Annotated in this window: 17 protein-coding genes; 12 read left to right on the top strand and 5 right to left on the bottom strand. The window is 36.7% G+C overall.

What is annotated here, in order from left to right; translation table 11 throughout:
* Window positions 1–55 precede the first annotated feature (55 nt).
* The 3 genes from QF044_RS09740 to QF044_RS09730 all read left to right on the top strand — a co-directional run bounded on the left by QF044_RS09740 (window position 56) and on the right by QF044_RS09730 (window position 3331).
* A complete protein-coding gene (locus tag QF044_RS09740) occupies window positions 56–232 on the top strand; it encodes a histone H1 (RefSeq protein WP_047377485.1) in 177 nt (58 codons plus the stop codon).
* A 197-nt stretch (window positions 233–429) separates the two neighbouring features.
* Window positions 430–1578 (top strand): hypothetical protein, encoded by a 1149-nt coding sequence (locus QF044_RS09735; protein WP_307266300.1) that lies wholly within the window; start codon window positions 430–432, stop codon window positions 1576–1578.
* Between the two features lie 181 nt (window positions 1579–1759).
* Window positions 1760–3331 (top strand): M20/M25/M40 family metallo-hydrolase, encoded by a 1572-nt coding sequence (locus QF044_RS09730; RefSeq protein WP_307266298.1) that lies wholly within the window; start codon window positions 1760–1762, stop codon window positions 3329–3331.
* 276 nt (window positions 3332–3607) lie between these two features.
* On the opposite strand, the gene QF044_RS09725 is transcribed toward QF044_RS09730, so the two are convergent.
* Window positions 3608–4165, bottom strand: a complete 558-nt coding sequence (locus QF044_RS09725) for an HAD family hydrolase (protein ID WP_307266296.1) — start codon at window positions 4163–4165, stop codon at window positions 3608–3610.
* 49 nt (window positions 4166–4214) lie between these two features.
* Window positions 4215–6338, bottom strand: coding sequence for a Tex family protein (locus QF044_RS09720; RefSeq protein WP_307266293.1), 2124 nt, complete (start codon window positions 6336–6338; stop codon window positions 4215–4217).
* A 206-nt stretch (window positions 6339–6544) separates the two neighbouring features.
* On the opposite strand from QF044_RS09720, the gene QF044_RS09715 reads away from it, so the two are divergent.
* The gene (locus QF044_RS09715; protein ID WP_307266290.1) at window positions 6545–7222 is read left to right on the top strand and encodes a YceI family protein; all 678 of its coding nucleotides are present in this window, start codon (window positions 6545–6547) and stop codon (window positions 7220–7222) included.
* Between the two features lie 400 nt (window positions 7223–7622).
* Window positions 7623–7898, top strand: coding sequence for a DUF1294 domain-containing protein (locus QF044_RS09710; RefSeq protein WP_307266287.1), 276 nt, complete (start codon window positions 7623–7625; stop codon window positions 7896–7898).
* Between the two features lie 45 nt (window positions 7899–7943).
* Here the strand turns inward: QF044_RS09710 and QF044_RS09705 are convergent, their stop codons facing one another.
* Window positions 7944–9575, bottom strand: a complete 1632-nt coding sequence (locus tag QF044_RS09705; protein ID WP_307266285.1) for a glycosyl hydrolase family 28-related protein — start codon at window positions 9573–9575, stop codon at window positions 7944–7946.
* Between the two features lie 213 nt (window positions 9576–9788).
* On the opposite strand from QF044_RS09705, the gene typA reads away from it, so the two are divergent.
* The 4 genes from typA (at window position 9789) to ychF (ending at window position 15419) form a co-directional block, all read left to right on the top strand.
* A complete protein-coding gene (gene typA, locus QF044_RS09700) occupies window positions 9789–11594 on the top strand; it encodes a translational GTPase TypA (protein ID WP_307266283.1) in 1806 nt (601 codons plus the stop codon).
* A 124-nt stretch (window positions 11595–11718) separates the two neighbouring features.
* Complete coding sequence (locus tag QF044_RS09695) at window positions 11719–13317, top strand: glycoside hydrolase family 10 protein (protein ID WP_307266282.1); 1599 nt, start codon at window positions 11719–11721, stop codon at window positions 13315–13317.
* 255 nt (window positions 13318–13572) lie between these two features.
* Entirely contained in the window at window positions 13573–14124 is a 552-nt protein-coding gene (locus QF044_RS09690) for a ferritin (RefSeq protein ID WP_307266280.1), read from the top strand.
* 203 nt (window positions 14125–14327) lie between these two features.
* The gene (gene ychF / locus QF044_RS09685) at window positions 14328–15419 is read left to right on the top strand and encodes a redox-regulated ATPase YchF (protein ID WP_307266279.1); all 1092 of its coding nucleotides are present in this window, start codon (window positions 14328–14330) and stop codon (window positions 15417–15419) included.
* Between the two features lie 177 nt (window positions 15420–15596).
* On the opposite strand, the gene QF044_RS09680 is transcribed toward ychF, so the two are convergent.
* Window positions 15597–15758, bottom strand: a complete 162-nt coding sequence (locus QF044_RS09680; protein WP_307266277.1) for a bacteriocin — start codon at window positions 15756–15758, stop codon at window positions 15597–15599.
* 143 nt (window positions 15759–15901) lie between these two features.
* Between QF044_RS09680 and QF044_RS09675 the strand changes: the two genes are divergently transcribed.
* Window positions 15902–16840: an AraC family transcriptional regulator gene (locus tag QF044_RS09675; RefSeq protein ID WP_307266274.1), complete on the top strand. Its 939-nt coding sequence runs from the start codon at window positions 15902–15904 to the stop codon at window positions 16838–16840.
* A 97-nt stretch (window positions 16841–16937) separates the two neighbouring features.
* Window positions 16938–17702 (top strand): SDR family NAD(P)-dependent oxidoreductase, encoded by a 765-nt coding sequence (locus tag QF044_RS09670; protein ID WP_307266271.1) that lies wholly within the window; start codon window positions 16938–16940, stop codon window positions 17700–17702.
* A gap of 307 nt (window positions 17703–18009) precedes the next feature.
* Here QF044_RS09670 and QF044_RS09665 read toward each other — a convergent pair whose 3' ends face one another.
* On the bottom strand, window positions 18010–18204 hold the full coding sequence (locus QF044_RS09665; protein WP_307266268.1) for a bacteriocin: 195 nt from the start codon (window positions 18202–18204) through the stop codon (window positions 18010–18012).
* 271 nt (window positions 18205–18475) lie between these two features.
* Here QF044_RS09665 and cls point away from each other — a divergent pair, with 271 nt between their 5' ends.
* Window positions 18476–19939 carry a cardiolipin synthase gene (cls, locus tag QF044_RS09660; RefSeq protein ID WP_307266265.1) on the top strand — a complete coding sequence of 488 codons (1464 nt, stop codon included), beginning with the start codon at window positions 18476–18478 and terminating at the stop codon, window positions 19937–19939.

Genomic DNA, 19939 nt, shown 5'->3' with positions numbered 1-19939 from the left:
GAGTTAGGCTGGAATAGCCATAAAACCTATATTTGCAGCCTAAATTTTAAAAATAATGAAAGAACTAATTGAAAAAATCAACGCAGAATTTGAAGCGTTTACTACTGAGGCAAACCAACAAGCAGAAAAAGGAAACAAGGCAGCTGGTACAAGAGCTCGTAAAGCAGCTTTGGAACTTAGCAAATTGTTCAAAGATTTCAGAAAAGTTTCTGTTGAAGAAGCTAAAAAATAGTTCATCTAAGCCGGCTCAATGGAGCCGGCTTTTTTTATGTCATAATTTATTCCTTAACCGGACTTTCATACATTAAAATTTTCCTGTCTGCAGTATTAAAAGTTAAATACTATTAAATTTTATTAAAGCACTGCCTTATTTCCCTGGCCGGGTATATATTTGTGTAGTTGATTTTTTAAATTAATTATACGGGTTTCATGAAGCAATTTTATTTATTTTCAATTCTCTTTTTTGGTCTTTTTTCTGCTCAAAAAATAAAAGTTGTAGACTCCGAAAACGGAAAAGCAATATCCCATGCAAGAATTATCCTTAATAACCAGATCGTTTATACCAATGAAGACGGTTTTGCCCCAGTTGGACAGGATATGGTAAACTTTGACATATCAGCTTCGGGTTATCACAAAAAGAATGTTACAGCTTTTAATTCCCTGATCAAGCTTACACCAGCATTTAAAAATATTGAAGAGATAAAAATAGTAAGTGTAGATATAAAAAAACTCTTTAATGATATAAGAAAGAACTACCAGAAAAGATATTATAATGAGCCTTCTCTGTATGATGTGGTATTCAAAGAAAAAAGATTAGACAATGACAAACTTTACTTTTTAGTCATTGCTGAAGCCAAATTATGGAGCAAAAGCAACCATTACAACTATAAAGACGGAATCCGTAAAAATTATGACGAGATCCTTCAGATGCAGCTGAATAATGTAAAATACCTGAAAAATATAAAATCAGACACTATTTTTACGACAGGAAACAGTGAATTTTCCCATGAATATATGGGGAATTATTTCTTCAGCTTTGAACTAAACCGTACCCTCAACCATATCAACACCATCAATTCAAAATATTCAGGGAAAATGATCTCTGAAGAAGGAGATGAGCAGCTGATTACTTTTAAGATCAAATCCGGTACAGGTATTGAGCTGAAAGGAGAGCTGAAGTATAATAAAACGGATAAGGTGATTACCTATTTTGAAGTTCATTATATACAGACGGGTTATCCGCCGGTCAGAAGAAAAACAGCCGAAGGGATAGCGTATGATTACCAGCTGGGTGATGCTTCGCTTATTTTTGATTTTTATAAAAAAGACGGGATGTATCTGCCTGCCACGACCAGGTTTGAAGGTGATAAATACTCTGCTTTCTATCTTGGAAAAAAGCATGAAAGAAAATTCAGCAGGGAAATTATTTACAATACTTTTAAAAAGTCAAATAAGGAAGGTCTTCCTCAAAAGGTGGATTTCAGCAAAAGTATCTGGAAAAATGTTCCGGTAAAAGAGGAAAAAGAAGATGCCATTCTACTTTCTGCAGAGGAGCAGGCTTTTATTAATGAAAAATAATTGATGTTTGATAAGAATCAGAGACCGTCATTTTAGATGGTCTTTTTTATTGATTTCGCTTTGTATTTTATTATTGTCTTTATGAATCTTGAGGATTCAACAGGCTTTTAAGCCTTTTAACACTCTCTTTTCTTCCTTATTCACACAAATTCTGTTATCTTTAAACATTCAATAATTTGCTATGAAGATAAATAAATTTTTTGCTGTACCCGCAGTGGTGCTGGCTGCCCAGTTTTCATGGGCTCAGGTAAAAGTAGACCCGAAAGAAAAACTGGATCCTATCGTAAAAAGTTTTGTAGATGAGATCAACTCGAATTCTCAGCTGGAAAATATGGCTTACGAGCTTTTGGATGGCATAGGACCACGTCTTGTAGGAACTCCTGAAATGCTGGCTGCGAATGAATGGTCTGCAGAAAAGCTCCGTTCGTGGGGAATAGAATCGAACCTTCAGCAGTTCGGAACATGGAAAGGATGGCAGCGTGGAATTACCCATGTAGACATGGTATATCCAAGGGTGAAATCACTGGCAGCAACACAGCTTGCCTGGAGTCCCGCAACGAAAAAAGCTATAGAAGCGGAAGTAATTGTTCTTCCCAAAGTTTCTTCAAAAGCTGAATTTGATGCGTGGCTTCCGTCTGCCAAAGGAAAGATCGTTTTGATGGCACAATACCAGAAGATCGGGCGTTCTGATGAGCAGATCAAGGAATTTGCTACTCCGGAACTGTATGAAAAACTGAAAGCAGAAAAAGAGCAGGCCGGAAAAGACTTCCGTGACTATGTCAAGAATATTGGCTACGATAACAATACACTCCCTGAAGCTTTGGAAAAAGCAGGGGCGGCGGGAATCGCTATTTCCAACTGGACCGGAATCATGGGAGCCAACAGAATTTTCGGTGCAAAGACGTCAAAAATTCCAATGATCGACATTGATGTGGAAGATTACGGAATGCTGTACAGAATGGCTGAAAAAGGGGCTAAACCCAAAATAAAAGTAGAAGCCCAATCCAAGGTTCTTCCTGATGCGAAAAATTTTAACACCATCGGAATCATCAAAGGAAAGGAAAAGCCTGAAGAATATGTGATTCTTTCTGCCCACCTTGATTCCTGGGATGGAGCTCAAGGGGCTACAGACAACGGAACAGGCACACTGACAATGCTTGAAACCATGAGAATCCTGAAAAAATATTATCCAAACAATAAGAGAACGATTGTGGTAGGACTTTGGGGGAGCGAAGAGCAGGGACTGAATGGTTCCAGAGGCTTTGTAGCAGATAATCCACGGATCATCAAAGGAACGCAGGCAGTTTTTAATCAGGATAACGGAACGGGACGTGTGATCAATATCAGCGGTCAGGGATTTGCTGATTCTTACAGCTATATCGGAAAGTGGTTGAATGGCGTTCCGAAAACGGTAAGAGACCAGATAAAAACAGATTTCCCGGGAATGCCTGGAGGTGGGGGATCAGACCACGCCTCTTTTGTTGCAGCCGGAGTACCCGGATTTTCTCTGAGCTCATTGAACTGGGGATATTTCGGTTATACCTGGCACACTACAAAAGATACGTATGACAAGATCGTTTTTGATGAGGTGAAAAACAATGTGGTTTTGACGGCTGCACTGGCTTATATGGCTTCAGAAGATCCTGAATTTACGAGCAGGGAAAAGAGAGTAATGCCTACGGACGATAAAGGCGAAACGGTAAAATGGCCGGAAGCTAAGGAACCGAGAAGAGATTCTAAGGAGTATAAATAGGAGTTTTTGGGGATTAAGAGTCAAGAGTCAAGAACCAAGAACCAAGAATTAAGATTTTAGACATTAGATTTTATTAACCGGTTTTTTAATGTTCTGAAAATATAGAAGGCTGTACAGTTCATGTGCAGCCTTTGTTTTTAATGGATAATATTTTTTATTTCCTGAATTTTATTTTCTTAAATCTTGAAGTTTTTTATTTAAACGACAGATTCTAAATCTGAAAACTTTGAAATCGAAGGTTTGTAATCATCTGTACTCAATTTTCCAAAGCCATATTCACAAAAAATAAAAAGGCAGGCCATTGGCTTTTGCAGAATCATAATCGGTCTGCGTATCACCAATATAAACTGAGTTTTCAGGACTTAAATCATTCCTTTCCAAAATCAACCGGATATTCTCCGATTTCGGTCTTTTAGTACGGCCGTAACATTCAATATCTGTAAATAGATCATTGAATTGGTAAAAATCTAAAAATGCTTCAATATAGCCGTCCTGACAGTTGCTGACAATAAATAGTGTATGGTTTTTGGCTAAATGTTTCAGGGTTTCTGCAACACCTTCATACAAAATACCGCCATCAAGGCGCAAGACTTTACTTTCACGCTGTACAACCTCAGAAAGCACTTCCTTAATTTTCTGATCAGAAATTCCCGGAATGATATCTCTTAAAATATCATCTGCCAGCAAACCCAGGTATTGATTCATATCTTCAGGCTGCATCTCTTTTTTTATCAGGTCATGTCTTATCAGGACTTCATTCCATACTTTGATGATGGTGGCTCTGGGATCCCAAAATGTTCCATCGAGATCGAAAATTAAATTCTTATAGCTCAAGTGTATTGTTGTTTTTATTGGTTGATATTTTAAACTGTTTTTAAATGCATTATAGAATCATGCTCAGCTGCACTCTTTTTCTCGCTTCATCCACTTCCGTTACTTTTACACGGACATGCTGGTGAAGCTTTACCACTTCATTCACATCAGATACAAATCCGTCTTTCAGCTGGGAAATATGAACCAGTCCGCTTTCCTTAATCCCCAGATCTACAAAACAGCCAAAAGCTGTGATGTTGTTGACAATGCCGGGAAGAATCATTCCGGGTTTCAGATCTCGGATACTTTTTACATTAGGGTCAAATTCAAATACTTTGGCTGCTTTTCTTGGGTCTAATCCCGGTTTTTCAAGCTCTTTTAAAATGTCTTTGATCCCTAAAATCCCGATTTCCTCTGTGATATAGTTTTCAGGTTTTACTAATGCTATTTTCTCTTTATTAGCAATCAGTTCATTACTTTTGATCCCAAGATCTTTAGCCATTTTTTCTATAATTCCATAAGCTTCCGGATGCACGGCCGAATTATCCAGTGGATTTTTAGCATTGCTGATCCTTACAAATGCTGCAGCCTGCTGGAAAGCCTTTTCCCCAAGCCTGGGAACTTTTTTAAGCTGTTTTCTGTCTTCAAAAGCACCATTTTCAGTTCTGTAATTAACAATGTTTTCTGCCATTTTTTCTCCGATTCCCGAAACATAGCTAAGCAGGGATTTACTGGCTGTATTCAAATTGATTCCTACAGAATTTACACATTTTATCACCGTTGAATCAAGCTCATTTTTAAGCTGCGTTTGATCTACATCATGCTGATATTGTCCAACTCCAATAGATTTGGCATCAATTTTCACCAGTTCAGCCAGTGGATCTGCCAACCTCCTTCCAATAGAAACAGCACCACGCACAGTGACATCATAAGAAGGAAATTCATCCCTTGCAATCTTACTTGCCGAATATACTGATGCGCCTGCTTCAGAAACTACAAAAACCTGGAGAGGCTTATCAAAAGCGATCTTTTTAATGAAAAATTCAGTTTCACGGCTTGCTGTTCCGTTTCCTATAGAGATGGCTTCAATATTGTAGGCATTCACCATAGACCTGATCTTTTTCATTGCCATTCCGCTTTCATTCTGAGGGGCGTGAGGGTAGAGGGTTTCATTATGAAGAAGATCCCCTTTTTCATCAATGCAGACCACTTTACAGCCACTTCTGTATCCCGGATCAATAGCTAAGATTCTTTTTTCACCTAAAGGCGGAGCAAGTAAAAGCTGGCTTAAGTTTTCCGAGAATATTTCAATAGCTTTTTTATCTGCTTTTTCTTTCGCTTCCTGCAAAGCCTCATTAGAAATGGCAGGTTCTAAAAGCCTTTTGTAGCTATCTTTTATAGCCAGAGCGATCTGCTCTGAACTTTCATTATTGGATTTGATGATAGCTTTTTCTATAAAATCAATAGCCTCATCTTTATCAACCCCGATATTGGTCTTAACAAAACCTTCAGATTCAGCCCTGAGCATTGCCAGAAGTCTGTGAGAAGGTGTTCTGCTGAGGTTTTCCTCCCATTCAAAATATTGAGAGAATTTTTGTGCGGCTTCTTCATCTTTTTTGGTCTTTACGGCTTTAGAAGTGATCATTGCTTTTCGCTGAAATTGGCGGCGGAGGTTTTTACGAACATACATATTTTCATTGATCCATTCCGCCATGATGTCTCTGGCTCCTTGAAGTGCTTCTTCCTCAGATGAAACATTGCTGTTCAGGTATTTAGATGCCAGAAACTGGAGGTCGTTGCTTTTCTGGCTCATAATGATCCTGGCTAAGGGTTCCAGTCCTTTTTCTTTAGCGGTATCTGCTTTTGTTTTCCTGCGTTTTTTGAAAGGCAGGTATAAATCTTCCAGCTCCAACATATCAAAGCTTTCTTCAATTCTCTGCTTCAGTTCCGGAGTCAGGGCATTCTGTTCTTCAATGGATTTCAAAATGCTTTCCTTCCGTTTTACAATTTCTTCAAACTGCTTACTGATCTTTGAGATCTGCTCAATCTGAACTTCATCCAGATTTCCGGTCTTATCTTTTCTATAACGTGAAATGAATGGAATGGTACAGTCTTCTGCTAATAATTGAAGGGTATTGTTGATGCTCTTTTCGGGTATATTGAGCATCTGTTTTATATAGTTTGTGACGTTCATTTTAAATTTTAAACAGCTAAAATAAGTAATTTTAGGATGGAGTAAAGTATTTTAAGCCCTCCATTTTTTTAACAAGTTTGTGATTTTAATGAGCAAAAAACGCAATAATTTTTTATTTATTGATGTATGTTAAGGTGATATGTGGTATGGTTTTTCTATTTTTGAATCTCAGAATTTTAATTAATTTCTTTTAAACAATAAATAATATGAAAAAACTTAGTGTAATTGCATTAGTAGGAGTAGGATTGCTTGCAGCATCATGTAATAAAGATAAATCAGCAGATACTGCGGCTACGGCTACAGAACAAAAAGTAGCTGAAAGCAAAGGGGAAGTTTTACCGGTTGATGTTGCTGCTTCTGTAGTAAACTGGAAAGCTTTTCACAAAGGAGGAATGGCTCCACGTTGGGGAACTCTTAACATAAAATCCGGAGATTTAAGCATTGAAGGTGGTCAGTTGGCTGCTGGAAACTTTGTGATTGATATGAATTCTATCAAGGTAGATCCTGCTTCAGTTACTGAAAAAGATAAAAAACCTGCTGATCTGGAAACTCACTTAAAAACTCCTGACTTCTTTGATACTACAAAAAATCCTACGTCAGATTTTAAAATCACAAGTGTTACAGATTTGAAGGATGCGCCTAAAGATGCGGTGGCAGGAGCTAATAAAACAGTAAGCGGAAACCTTACATTATCAGGAAAAACAATGAATGTAACTTTTCCTGCTAAAGTAGATGTTACAGATACTTCAGCTTCTGTAAATGCAAAATTTACAGTGAACAGAGCAGATTGGGGACTTAAGTTTGGTACTTCAGAGGCAGATCCTGCAGAATGGATGATCAGCAAAGACATCGAAATTGCTGTTGATGTAAAGGCTAAAAAATAATATTGTTAGATACAATACAAATACGGGAAGGCTGCTTTTTTATAAAGGCAGCTTTTTTTATGAAATGGAGTGTTGTAATTCGGATGAATAATATTTTATTTATGAAAACACAAATATGAAAGAAAGTTAGTGGCTGGATGTACATTTTTATTATGTGGAGAAGGAAGTTATTACACTGCAAGTACAAATGATTTTGAAAGCAAATCATTCAGCATGAATCTGGTGAAAGTTCTAATCATACAAAAAAACTTCCTGTCACTCATTTATTTTGAAGAATATGGACCTATTGAAATAATTTTGTTTTGAATAATAATAAAGAATTAAAATTTCTCATCGAAAGACAAATATTAAGGAGGCTGAGGTACTCGAAGCCATTATCCAATTCACTACTTTTGTACCAATGATATACATTCTAATTTTAATTAATCTATTGACACTGATTACTTTTGTCTGGGACAAAAAACTCTCAATAAAACATAAAAGAAGAATCCCGGAAAGTAGACTTTTAGGATTAGCATTTATAGGAGGAACTTTAGGAGCAGCTTTGGGAATGATTATTTTTCGGCATAAGGTTTCAAAAAAATCTTTTTTGTGGAAATTCGGATTTATAGTTTTGGTTCAGGTCTGTTTTATATATTGGTTTTGGAATATCAGTCAACTACGCGATCTTATCTGATTTCAAAACAAGTATAAAAAACACCTCAAATGAGGCGTTTTTATATTAAACAATTAGTTGCACGTTACCCTGAATAATGTAATTAAGATTAGGCTCATTGAATCCCGTTATTTTAATCACTAAGAATCCGTTTTCATTTTCAATAGAGGTTACCTGCGAGTTTCCAACATCTCTTGTAGATAGATTCTTGCCAAAAATGTCACCATAAAACCATCTTCCCCGAGAGTAAGTTGCTACATAAATATGATATTTGACAAACATCATATATTCCTGATACTTAATTTTAGTTTTAATTTTAATTCCAAAATTAGAAGGATCACTTCCAATAAGTTCATGGGTACAGTCTGGAATGTGGCCTGAAATTCCTTCACCAACATCACCGCTTCTTGTTACTGGAATAACGCCAAACTGTCTTTTTACATTACCAATAGCTTTAGTGTCAGTAGCTTTAATCTGCCCATAAGAAGATATAATGTTATGATCTCCTACGATCCAGTTTGCAGGAAGGCTTCCATCTCCTTCGTAAGTAGGAAGTGAGTAATGAATATAGTTTCTAGGTTGGGAAATATCCATAAGTCCATTATATGTATTATAACCTATTATAACATTATTTTGGTCTTTAATTGGTAGAATACCACCTATATTTACGATTGTATTATTTTGCCATTCACCGGTAATTTGACCATTAACACCTCCTGAAGCAGGAGCCTTCACTCCAATAAGGGGTTTGTCAACATAATTAAAATAACCTCCGGTAATTTCAAAATTACCATATTGAACATCAAACAGATCAATTGCGTTGAATATTGCTTCAGCATATATTCCTTTAATAACTATTCCTAAACAATCATCTTTGAATTTGAATCCTGTTTGTCCCCCTTCTACAGTTGGTGAGATTAGTGTTGTAGCCGTAGTTCCTCCCTGAAATAAGAAACCAAAATCTTTGGTAGCTGACACCCTTTCCAATAAAAGCGCATTATTTTGTCCTAAAAATTGATAAGCATACTTGCCACTATTTGAACCGGAAGACATAACATTTTTAATGGAAGTGTAAAAACAGTTTAAAAATTTCCAGGAAACTTCACACTCAGTAAACTTAATATTTTCTAGGCTTGAGCCATGGCAAAAGTTATAGAAATCTAAACCTACTGCACATTTTGCAAAATCAGCATCTTTTATTTTTGAAAACGTAATGACCTGTGTTTCTGTGGGAGTCTGGTGATTGCTAATTAAGTTATTGTTTAGTAGATAAGCCGTTTTCAGAATAGTGTTTGTACCGTTACCTCTAAAAGTTGCACCATTACAATGAAAACTTACTTTATTAGTGATAAATATTGGTCCCGAAACTGAATATATATTAGTCCCGTTAAAGCTTAAAACACCTCCGCCTATTTTAGTTAGATATAAAACAGCTTTATTAATACTTTCAGTATCATCTGCAACCCCATTACCTTTTGCTCCAAAAATACCAACATCTAAGGGCTCGCTGCTTTCAGAGACTGTCTTATTCAAATAATATACACCATTTCGGTTTCTGTGTACAATTCCGTCTGGATTATCAACAGTTGCAATTTGTTCGTAAATGTGTGTTTCATAAGTAAATTCATCAATCAATTCTATCTTTGCTGTATCAGCAATATTACTGGAGGATGAGAAAAATTCATTAGTAAAAATCATAAGTTTTGTTTTTTGATATTAATAATTTGTTTCCTGTAGGAAAACTACTGAAGCAAAGATAAATGCGTGTAACGACAGAACTTGACGTATGTTATTTTATCCAGGCTTTTTGAAGGATTTACTTAAATTTCTCATTATGAATTTGTTAATTAATTTATATTCTTGCTTATTATTCATTAGAAATCACTATTTTTGCACCCGTAAAAATCATTCATGCAAAACATTAGAAATATTGCGATTATCGCACACGTTGACCACGGGAAGACGACTTTGGTTGACAAGATTATTCATGCTACAAACATTTTCAGAGAAAATCAGGAAAGTGGAGAATTAATAATGGATAATAACGATCTTGAAAGAGAAAGAGGTATTACCATTCTATCTAAAAATATTTCTGTTACTTATAAAGACGTTAAAATTAACGTAATCGATACTCCAGGTCACGCCGATTTCGGTGGGGAAGTAGAGAGAGTTTTAAAAATGGCGGATGGAGTTATTTTGTTGGTAGATGCCTTTGAAGGGCCTATGCCTCAAACAAGATTTGTGCTTCAGAAAGCATTGGAATTAGGACTTAGACCATTAGTGGTAATCAACAAAGTAGATAAGCCAAACTGTCGTCCTGAAGAAGTTCATGACAAGGTATTTGATTTATTCTTTGCTCTTGATGCAACTGAAGAGCAGTTGGATTTCCCAACGTTCTACGGTTCTTCTAAGCAAGGTTGGTTCAACACTTCATTAGAGCAGACTGAAGATATCTTCCCATTATTGGATGGTATTTTACAGTATGTTCCTGAACCGAAAGTGGCAGAGGGAAGCTTACAGATGCAGATCGTATCTTTAGATTTCTCTTCTTTCTTAGGAAGAATTGCTATTGGAAAAGTGATCAGAGGAGAGATCAAAGAATCTCAGTGGATCGGTCTTGCTCAGGCAGACGGAAAGGTTTTAAAAGGAAAAGTAAAAGAACTTTATGTTTTTGAAGGTTTAGGAAAGAAAAAAGTTACAGAAGTAAAAGCAGGAGATATCTGTGCTGTTGTAGGTTTTGATGCTTTCCAGATCGGTGATTCATTCGTAGATCTTGAAAATCCTGAACCATTGCCAAGAACTGCAATTGATGAGCCTACATTGAACATGACGTTCTCTATCAACAATTCACCTTTCTTCGGTAAAGACGGTAAATTTGTAACTTCAAACCACCTGAAAGAAAGATTAACTAAAGAATTAGAGAAAAACCTTGCCTTAAGAGTTGAACAAACGGATGATGCAAACACTTTCTTAGTATTCGGTAGAGGTATTCTTCACTTATCAGTTTTGATTGAAACAATGAGAAGAGAAGGTTACGAAATGACAATTGGCCAGCCACAGGTTATCCTGAGAGAAATTGACGGAGAAAAATGTGAGCCTTATGAATCTTTAGTTGTTGACGTTCCTGAAGAATTTGCTTCAAGAGTAATCGACTTGGCTACACAGAGAAAAGGAGATCTTCACATTATGGAAACTAAAGGGGAGATGCAGCACATGGAATTCGAAATTCCTTCAAGAGGTTTGATCGGATTACGTTCTCAAATGTTGACTGCTACTGCAGGTGAAGCTATTATGGCACACCGTTTCACAGAATACAAACCTTTCAAAGGAGCTATTCCTGGAAGAAGTAATGGTGTTTTGGTAAGCAAAACTCAAGGACCGGCTACAGAATATTCTATCGCAAAATTACAGGATAGAGGTAAGTTCTATGTTGATCCGGGTGAGGAGATCTACGGAGGTATGATCATTGGTGAGCAAAACAAGCCAGGTGACCTTGTCGTAAACATCGTTGAAGCAAAACAGTTGAACAACATGAGAGCTTCAGGTAAAGATAAAGATACGGGTGTAGCTCCGAAAACATTATTCTCACTGGAAGAATGTATGGAATATATCCAGAGTGATGAAGCCATTGAGGTAACGCCAAACTTCATCAGAATGAGAAAGAAAATCCTTTCTGAAGAAGAAAGAAAAAGAGTGGAAAGATCAGCGAAAGCATAAGAAATTCTTATATATTAGAAAAGCCTCGAATTTTTCGGGGCTTTTTTATTATACTATCTCCCAAAATGTTTATTTTGGCATAATAATCTCTTAGAAAAAATAAATTTAAAGAAGTTTGCAGACGATGAAAATGAATATTATAAAACTGACTGTTTTAGCCGGAGTTTTTGCCTCATATGCCAGCTGCTCCGTACAAAGCAACACTGTAAAAACAACCCCGACAAAAAATACCGCCAAGCCAAATGCTAATACCACAAAACCGGTTGCTGTAAAACCGGTACCAGCTGTACTTCCTGTTGACGAAAACTTCAGAACAACACTTCCGGAAGTAAAAAGAGAATTTCGGGGAGCCTGGATTGCAAGTGTAGCTAATATCAACTGGCCATCAAGAAATAATTTAACGGTTGATCAGCAGAAAGCAGAAGCCATAAGCATGCTCGATATGCTGAAAGATAACAATTTCAATGCAGCAATCTTCCAGATCAGACCTTCTGCAGATGCGCTGTATACAAGTAATATAGAGCCATGGTCATACTTTCTGACCGGGCAGACCGGAACAGCCCCATATCCGAATTATGATCCCCTTCAGTTTTGGATTGAGGAAGCTCATAAAAGAGGTTTAGAGCTTCATGTCTGGTTAAACCCTTACCGTGCTCACCATTCAAACGGAGGAGCCGTAAACAGTCTTTCTATGGCCAATAAACTTTCCGATATCGTTATTAAATTAAAAAATGGGATGTACTGGTTCGATCCAGCTAATCCAAAAACACAGGGACATGTTTCCAATGTTGTAAAGGATATTGTCAAAAGATATGACATTGATGCTGTACATTTTGATGACTATTTCTATCCGTATGCAACCTACAACAGAGGCGCTGATTTTCCTGATAATGCCTCTTGGAATGAGTATCTCAGAAATGGAGGGACATTATCAAGAGCAGACTGGAGAAGAGATAACGTAAACAAATTCGTTGAAAGAATCTATAAAGAAATCCATGCAGAAAAAAATTATGTAAGATTTGGGATCAGCCCGTTCGGGATCTGGAAACCGGGATATCCTGCAGGAATCGTAGGTTCGTCTCAATATGATGAATTATATGCAGATGCCAAACTCTGGCTGAATAAAGGCTGGGTAGATTACTTCTCACCACAATTATATTGGCCAATCGATTCAAAAGGGCAGGGCTTTGAAGCATTACTGAATTGGTGGGAATCTGAAAATACAATGAACCGCCACCTTTGGCCGGGACTTAATACTGTTGAGATTAAAGTGTCCGACCGCCCTGAGGAAATTAAGAATCAAATCGAAATTTCAAGGCAAATTTTAAAGAATGATGCCGGAGAGATTCACTGGAGTATTGCAGGACTGACTAAAAATCAAAATATGCTTCCTGTTCTGAAAAACGGACCTTACAAGGAAAAAGCACTCGTGCCCAAAACACCATGGATCAAAGCTGTACCGCTACAGACGCCTACACTGTTTGTGACAGATAACGGAAACTTTACAAAAGCGAGCTGGAGTACCAAAAATATCGGTGAAGTTTTCCAATGGGTACTTTTCACTCAGTACAACGGAGCTTGGGAAACAGAAATCCTTACATTAGATACCCTTTCAAAAGATATCCCGAAATCTAAAGACAGCAGAAAACTGAATGCAGTCGCAATAAAAGCTGTAGACAGACTTGGAAATGAAAGTGATTATATGGCGAAAAAAATTAAATAAAAAATTAATTTTAAAAAAGTAAAATAAGACCAGCCCTCAACAGGGCTGGTCTTCATGACATAATGAAGGTCATCTTTTGCAGAAAAATCTTGGAGTTGCCATTGATTATTATTTTAGAATAACTATAAATTATTTATGTAAATTTATGAAAAACAGTTGCTTATAAATTAAATATGAGTTAATGATGAACAAATAAAACGGTATCGGAATCATTTTTGCATCTTATATTTTCTATAATCACAAAAATATAGCATTATGAATACCAACAGACTTTCCCCAACCATTGAAAAAGCATTAAGTGATCAGATGAATAAAGAAATTCACGCTTCACATGTTTTTCTATCGTATGGGATCTGGGCAGATGATAAAGGATATCAGGGAATCGCCAACTTTCTTTACAGACATGCGCAGGAAGAAAGAAATCATTCTATCAAGTTTATGGAATATGTGCTGAACAGAGGTGGGAAACCGAAAGTAGACGCCATTCCTGCTCCTCCGGCAGATCCTCAGTCTCTAACAGAATGTTTCGATGGAGTTTTTAAACATGAAGTAGACAATACAACAGCCATCTATAAAATAGTAGATATGTCTCTGGAAGAAAAAGACTGGGCAACCTGGAATTTCATGCAGTGGTTCGTTCAGGAGCAGATAGAAGAAGAAACACTGGCCAGCAACCTGATTGATAAATTGAAAATTGCAGGAGGTGACCGTGCTACAGACGAATCTCTATTTACTCTGGATAAAACATTGCAGGACGCACCGAACGATGTTCCGTTGGCGCAGAACGCTACCGGAGATAATCCATAAAGCAGGATTGGTGAACAAAAAATTATTTAAAATCTGTCAAAATACTGACAGATTTTTTTATTATGAATCTCCCTTTAAAATCACTATCTTTGCAGGCTGAAAGTTCAATGGTCCGGACCTGATAGAGTTTACACTTTTAATATCATATCCTCAACCTTGAATTTAAACAGTATCATTGAACATTAAAATTTGAATTTTACAATATGAAATGTGGAATTGTAGGCCTTCCGAATGTAGGTAAATCAACTCTTTTTAACTGCTTAAGCAATGCTAAAGCTCAGTCTGCGAACTATCCATTCTGTACCATTGAACCGAACTTAGGAACGGTTTCTGTACCGGACCAAAGATTGTTTGAACTGGAAAAATTAGTTAATCCTGAAAGAGTATTACCGGCTGTAGTTGAAATCGTTGATATTGCTGGTCTTGTAAAAGGGGCAAGCAAAGGAGAAGGTCTTGGAAACCAGTTCCTGGCCAACATCAGAGAATGTGAAGCCATTATCCATGTTTTGAGATGTTTTGATAACGGTAATATCATTCACGTTGAAGGCTCTGTAGACCCAATGAGAGATAAGGAAATTATCGACATCGAGTTACAGCTTAAAGACCTTGAAACGGTTGGAAAAGCAGTTGATAAAGCTAAAAAATTTATTAAATCCGGTAAAAAAGATGATATTCTGGTTTATGAAACACTTCAAAACCTTGAGAAATTCATTGAAAACGGAAAAAATGCAAGAGAATTTCCTGTCAATGATATGACTCAGTCTATCATTGATGATATTCAGCTTTTAACGAAGAAGCCGGTACTTTATGTATGTAATGTAGACGAAAATTCTATCAAAAACGGAAACGATTGGATAGGAAAGATCGAAGAAATGGCTAAAAATGAAGGAGCTGAAGTTGTGGTATTGGCTGCACAGATTGAAGCTGATATCAATGAGCTGGAAACATTTGAAGAAAGAGAGATTTTTCTTGAAGAACTTGGCCTTGAAGAGCCGGGAGTAAACCGTCTGATCAGAAAAGCTTACGACTTATTGAAGCTTCAGACTTACTTTACCGCTGGTGTAAAAGAAGTAAGAGCGTGGACAATCGGGCAGGGATGGACCGCTCCACAAGCTGCAGGTGTCATCCACACAGATTTCGAAAAAGGCTTTATCCGTGCAGAAGTGATCAAGTTTGACGACTATGTAACTTACGGTTCTGAAGTGAAAATAAAAGAAGCCGGAAAACTTTCTGTAGAAGGCAAAGAATATATTGTTCAGGATGGTGACATCATGCACTTTAGATTCAACGTATAAGACAATATTAAAGTTAGTTATAAAGAAAAACGCTTCAGAGTTCGTCTCTGGAGCGTTTTTTGAGTAAAAACGGTGATGGTTATTCATATTGTAAACTCAGTGAAAAACTTTGAATTTCTATTTGATTGTTGAAAATAAAAAGAACCACTCCGATAAAGAGTGGTTCTTATTTTTTTATTAAGGTTCTATAACGGGTCTGCATTGTAATTGGGCGCAGCCTATTGATATTTTCCTGCAGCCTCCCGTCATTGGATCAATGCAGTCCATTAATCCTCCGGTGATACTTCTTAATTGCTTTTTGTTTAATTTCTTTCCTTTCGGTAAATCTTGATTTTTCATTGTTTTGATTTTTAGTGAGTTAGTTCAAACTAAGATAAGAAAAATATTAAAATATATATCACATGGTATAGAAAAAAATAAAATATTTTTACATTTTCAATTTCTGCTAACTTTGTATATTTGAATTTTACAAACCTTCAGTTATGGAAAAAGTAACGCATGCCTCCCTTGAAGACTTTTATAGAGAGATGACCGCCAAGCTGGGAAAAGACCTTAAAGACATCTTCCCTAAAGGACTTCACAAGGATATCGGGCATTTTAATGTATTCGATATCAGGCAGACCATAGAAAGGGCAAAAACTACTTTAGAAATGCCTTATAACAGAAGGAAATATTATAAGATCAGCCTTATCAGAGGAAAGAACAGGGCAGAATATGCAGATAAGATCATTGCCATCGGAAAAAATGCTTTATTATTTGCAACACCTAAAGTTCCTTATCATTGGATACCCGAAGATCCTGACCAATCGGGCAGTTTCTGTGTGTTTACAGAAGATTTTTTCATCAAAGCACAATCCCGTTTTTCTCTGGAAGAACTGCCAATATTTCAACCGGGTAATATTCCTGTATTTGAAATTGAAGATGAGCTGGCAGACGAAATAGAAGCACTGTTCACCAAAATAAAAAAAGAAATAGCTTCAGATTATATATTCAAATATGATCTCATCAGAAACTATGTTCTGGAACTGATCCATTACGGACAGAAACTTCAGCCGGCGGCAAAATTATCTGCCTCAAATGATAGTTCATTACGGGTTGTTTCATTGTTTATAGAGCTTTTGGAAAGACAGTTTCCTATAGAATCTTCGGATCAGAGACTGCAGCTTAAAACAGCAAAAGATTATGCAGACAGGCTTGCTGTGCATGTGAATTATTTAAATAAAAAACTAAAGGAAAACACAGGAAAAACTACCACAGAACTGATTGCGGACCGTATGGTTCAGGAAGCCAAAATCCTGTTGCGTCAGACCAAATGGAATGTCTCCGAAATTTCTTACTCTTTAGGATTTGAGGAAATTGCCCACTTTTCCAATTTCTTCAAAAGAAAAACATCATTTACTCCCATGGAATTTCGTTCATGATTTGAATTTTGCAAATTTCAGATTGATTCAGGCAAATGGATTTTCTGGAAAATTTTCCAACTTTGTATCATTAAATATTAAATACATACAATAAAAGATGGATACAAAAACAAAAATTGCATTGGTAACCGGAGGAAGCCGCGGGCTTGGAAAAAATGCAGCCCTTAAAATCGCCCAAAAAGGATTAGATGTTATCATTACCTATAAAAACAGCAGCGAAGAAGCAGATACGGTGGTGAAGGAAATAAAAGCAATGGGACAGAAAGCTATTGCTTACCAGTTGGATACCAGAGATGTAAAAAGCTTTGATGCATTTGTAAAAAATATTACGGATCATCTTGAAACTGAAACAGGGAGTTCAAACATCGATTTCCTGATCAATAATGCGGGGACAGCTTTATATTCTCCAATCACAGAGACCACGGAAGAAGAGCTGGATGATATTGTTAATGTCCATTTTAAAGGGGTATTCTTTCTTACCCAGAAAATGCTTCCCTTCATTAATAATGGTGGTGGAATTATCAATATTTCATCAGGTCTTGCAAGATTTGCTTTACCGGGTTCATCCGTTTACGGTTCCATAAAAGCAGGTGTTGAAATGCTGACAAAATATATGGCAAAAGAGCTTGGACCCCGTAGGATCAAAGCTAACGTTATTGCACCCGGAGCCATAGAAACTGATTTTGGAGGGGGCAGAACCAGGGATGATCAGAATGTAAATTCAATGATCTCAGGGATTACAGCTTTGGGAAGAGCCGGACTTCCTGATGACATCGGAGGAGTAGTTGCGTTTCTGTGTACAGAAGACGCTGGTTGGATTACCGGGCAAAGATTAGAGGCTTCCGGAGGAATGTTTTTATAGGAAATAAAAATATCCTTGACATTCAGGGAGATGAATGACCAGTCTTAAAAATAAAAGAACCAACTGTATCAGATTGGTTCTTTTTTATTATTGCCATCAAATAAACTATTCAATGGGTTCAACAGGGGTAGGCGGCTGACATTCCGGTTCTTGACAGCCTGGACCGTAATATTGGCACCGGTTGGAAATTTTGCACCTTACAAGTCCGCCGGTAATTACTCTGAGCTCTTTTTTGTTTAATTTTTTTCCTTTACTTAAGTTCTGATTTTTCATAGGTTTAATTTTTTTGAATTGTTTTACATTATTATTACGGTCTGCATATTTTTTGTCCGCAGTAAGGGGAAATCATCGCACAGCCATTTTCATCAACATGGGATTCACACGGCTCATTAGCGGGGAGACAGATTTCCTGAGCAGGCATGCAGTTTATCAAACCTCCAGCAATTGTTTTCAGCTCTTTTTTATTCAGCTTTTTTCCTGATAATAACATTACATCTTTCATGATTCGGATTTTTAATAAGTTAGTTGTGACTAATATATGAAATATTTAATACTAAATCCTTATTATGGGAAATAAAAATACAGTTAAAAATGGCAAAAACATTTGTTTAAACGGCTACTCCATTTAATAATTATAATTTTTGCAAAGGCATCCCTTTTAAAAAGCTCGGTTTAAGGTTCAATTAAAACTAAAGTTTTGAAATATTTTCAAGAGCTCTTTCCCGTGTTTCTCTCGTCTTTTCACTACCTTTAATATCCAGAAAATCATTTATATGAAAGAATTCCTTGGTCAGTATTCCTATATTATTGCAGGGCTTGAAGTCTTTTATCTTGCCGGAATTATTTTACTGGCCGGTAAAATAATTATGGATACAAAAAATACCAGCAAGACTCTTGCGTATCTTATGCTGATTATTTTCCTTCCCGTTTTAGGGGTCATCATATACTTTGTATTTGGAGTAAATTACAGAAAAAATAAATTTTACACTTTTAAAATAGAACGGAATGAGGAGATTTATCAGGCCGTCAGCCAATATATCAGGGAAACCCATTACACAACATTAGAAGTCCATAAAGAAAATTTAGACAATTTTCTGACTACGATTAATTTTCTGTATAATGCAGGTCATTCACCAATGTCACAGGGAAATTATGCAGAAATACTGGTGAACGGAGAAGGGAAATTTGAAAAAGTTTTTGAGATTCTTGAAAAAGCAATTCATCATATCCACCTCGAATATTATATTTATGATGATGATGTAATAGGGAACAGGCTTGCCGATCTGCTGATCAGAAAGGCAGGGGAAGGGGTAAAAGTAAGGTTCCTTTATGACGATATGGGCAGCGGGAAAATAGGTCGAAAACTATTGAAGAGGTTAAAAGAGGGAGGAGTAGAAGTATCTCCGGTGAATAAGATTACTTTTAGAGTTTTTGCCAACCGGGTAAATTACAGAGATCACCGGAAGATCATTATTGTAGACGGAGCACATGTTTTTACCGGAGGCATTAATGTTTCCGATAAATATATTAATCCTAATCCCAAACAGTATTGGAGAGATATTCATTTGTATATTAATGGAGAAGCAGCTTTTTATTTTCAGTTTATATTTTTCAGCAACTGGATCTTTGCGACGGAAAGAATTCCTGAAATTACCCAGCTTTACTTCGACCATAAAAATAAGCAGCAAGGCACATCACTTATTCAAACGGCTGCCAGCGGACCGGATACGAAACCATCAATCATGCTGAGTACCGCATCTGCTATACTTTCTGCGAAAAAAAGAGTATACATTGTTACTCCCTACTTTATTCCCGTTGAAACCGTTTTGAATGCCATAAAACAGGCAGCACTTGCTGGAGTTGATGTAAGGCTTATGGTTCCCAAATCAGGTGATTCTTTAGTGGTGAACGCTGCTGCTTATTCGTATTACGAAGAGCTCCTGGAAAATAATGTGCGGGTTTTCTTTTACAAAAAAGGTTTTATCCATGCCAAGACAATGCTTGTAGACGATTATGTTTCATCAGTAGGAACAGCAAATATGGATGTCAGAAGTCAGGAGCTGAATTTTGAAGTCAATGCATTAATTTTTGATGAAAAGATCAACGGGAAACTGAATGATCTATTCCTGGAAGATATGAATGATAGCGAAGAGATCTTTTATGATTCATGGGTGAAAAGGCCAAAATACAAAGTTTTCTTTGAACATCTGGCCAGGCTTCTTTCTCCGCTGATCTAA

The organism is Chryseobacterium sp. W4I1, assembly GCF_030816115.1.
Classification (GTDB): domain Bacteria; phylum Bacteroidota; class Bacteroidia; order Flavobacteriales; family Weeksellaceae; genus Chryseobacterium.
Note: the sequence above shows the minus strand (reverse complement) of the source record. Positions and strands in the feature narration are given on the sequence as shown.

What these genes read in the sequence shown, in the direction of transcription:
- typA (WP_307266283.1), top strand. Translation starts at nt 9,789, where the DNA reads ATGCAAAACATTAGAAATATTGCGATTATCGCACACGTTGACCACGGG.
- QF044_RS09720 (WP_307266293.1), bottom strand. Translation starts at nt 6,338, where the DNA reads ATGAACGTCACAAACTATATAAAACAGATGCTCAATATACCCGAAAAG.
- QF044_RS09705 (WP_307266285.1), bottom strand. Translation starts at nt 9,575, where the DNA reads ATGATTTTTACTAATGAATTTTTCTCATCCTCCAGTAATATTGCTGAT.
- ychF (WP_307266279.1), top strand. Translation starts at nt 14,328, where the DNA reads ATGAAATGTGGAATTGTAGGCCTTCCGAATGTAGGTAAATCAACTCTT.
- QF044_RS09690 (WP_307266280.1), top strand. Translation starts at nt 13,573, where the DNA reads ATGAATACCAACAGACTTTCCCCAACCATTGAAAAAGCATTAAGTGAT.
- QF044_RS09665 (WP_307266268.1), bottom strand. Translation starts at nt 18,204, where the DNA reads ATGAAAGATGTAATGTTATTATCAGGAAAAAAGCTGAATAAAAAAGAG.
- QF044_RS09710 (WP_307266287.1), top strand. Translation starts at nt 7,623, where the DNA reads ATGATATACATTCTAATTTTAATTAATCTATTGACACTGATTACTTTT.
- QF044_RS09675 (WP_307266274.1), top strand. Translation starts at nt 15,902, where the DNA reads ATGGAAAAAGTAACGCATGCCTCCCTTGAAGACTTTTATAGAGAGATG.
- QF044_RS09680 (WP_307266277.1), bottom strand. Translation starts at nt 15,758, where the DNA reads ATGAAAAATCAAGATTTACCGAAAGGAAAGAAATTAAACAAAAAGCAA.
- QF044_RS09735 (WP_307266300.1), top strand. Translation starts at nt 430, where the DNA reads ATGAAGCAATTTTATTTATTTTCAATTCTCTTTTTTGGTCTTTTTTCT.
- cls (WP_307266265.1), top strand. Translation starts at nt 18,476, where the DNA reads ATGAAAGAATTCCTTGGTCAGTATTCCTATATTATTGCAGGGCTTGAA.
- QF044_RS09695 (WP_307266282.1), top strand. Translation starts at nt 11,719, where the DNA reads ATGAAAATGAATATTATAAAACTGACTGTTTTAGCCGGAGTTTTTGCC.
- QF044_RS09670 (WP_307266271.1), top strand. Translation starts at nt 16,938, where the DNA reads ATGGATACAAAAACAAAAATTGCATTGGTAACCGGAGGAAGCCGCGGG.
- QF044_RS09740 (WP_047377485.1), top strand. Translation starts at nt 56, where the DNA reads ATGAAAGAACTAATTGAAAAAATCAACGCAGAATTTGAAGCGTTTACT.
- QF044_RS09715 (WP_307266290.1), top strand. Translation starts at nt 6,545, where the DNA reads ATGAAAAAACTTAGTGTAATTGCATTAGTAGGAGTAGGATTGCTTGCA.
- QF044_RS09730 (WP_307266298.1), top strand. Translation starts at nt 1,760, where the DNA reads ATGAAGATAAATAAATTTTTTGCTGTACCCGCAGTGGTGCTGGCTGCC.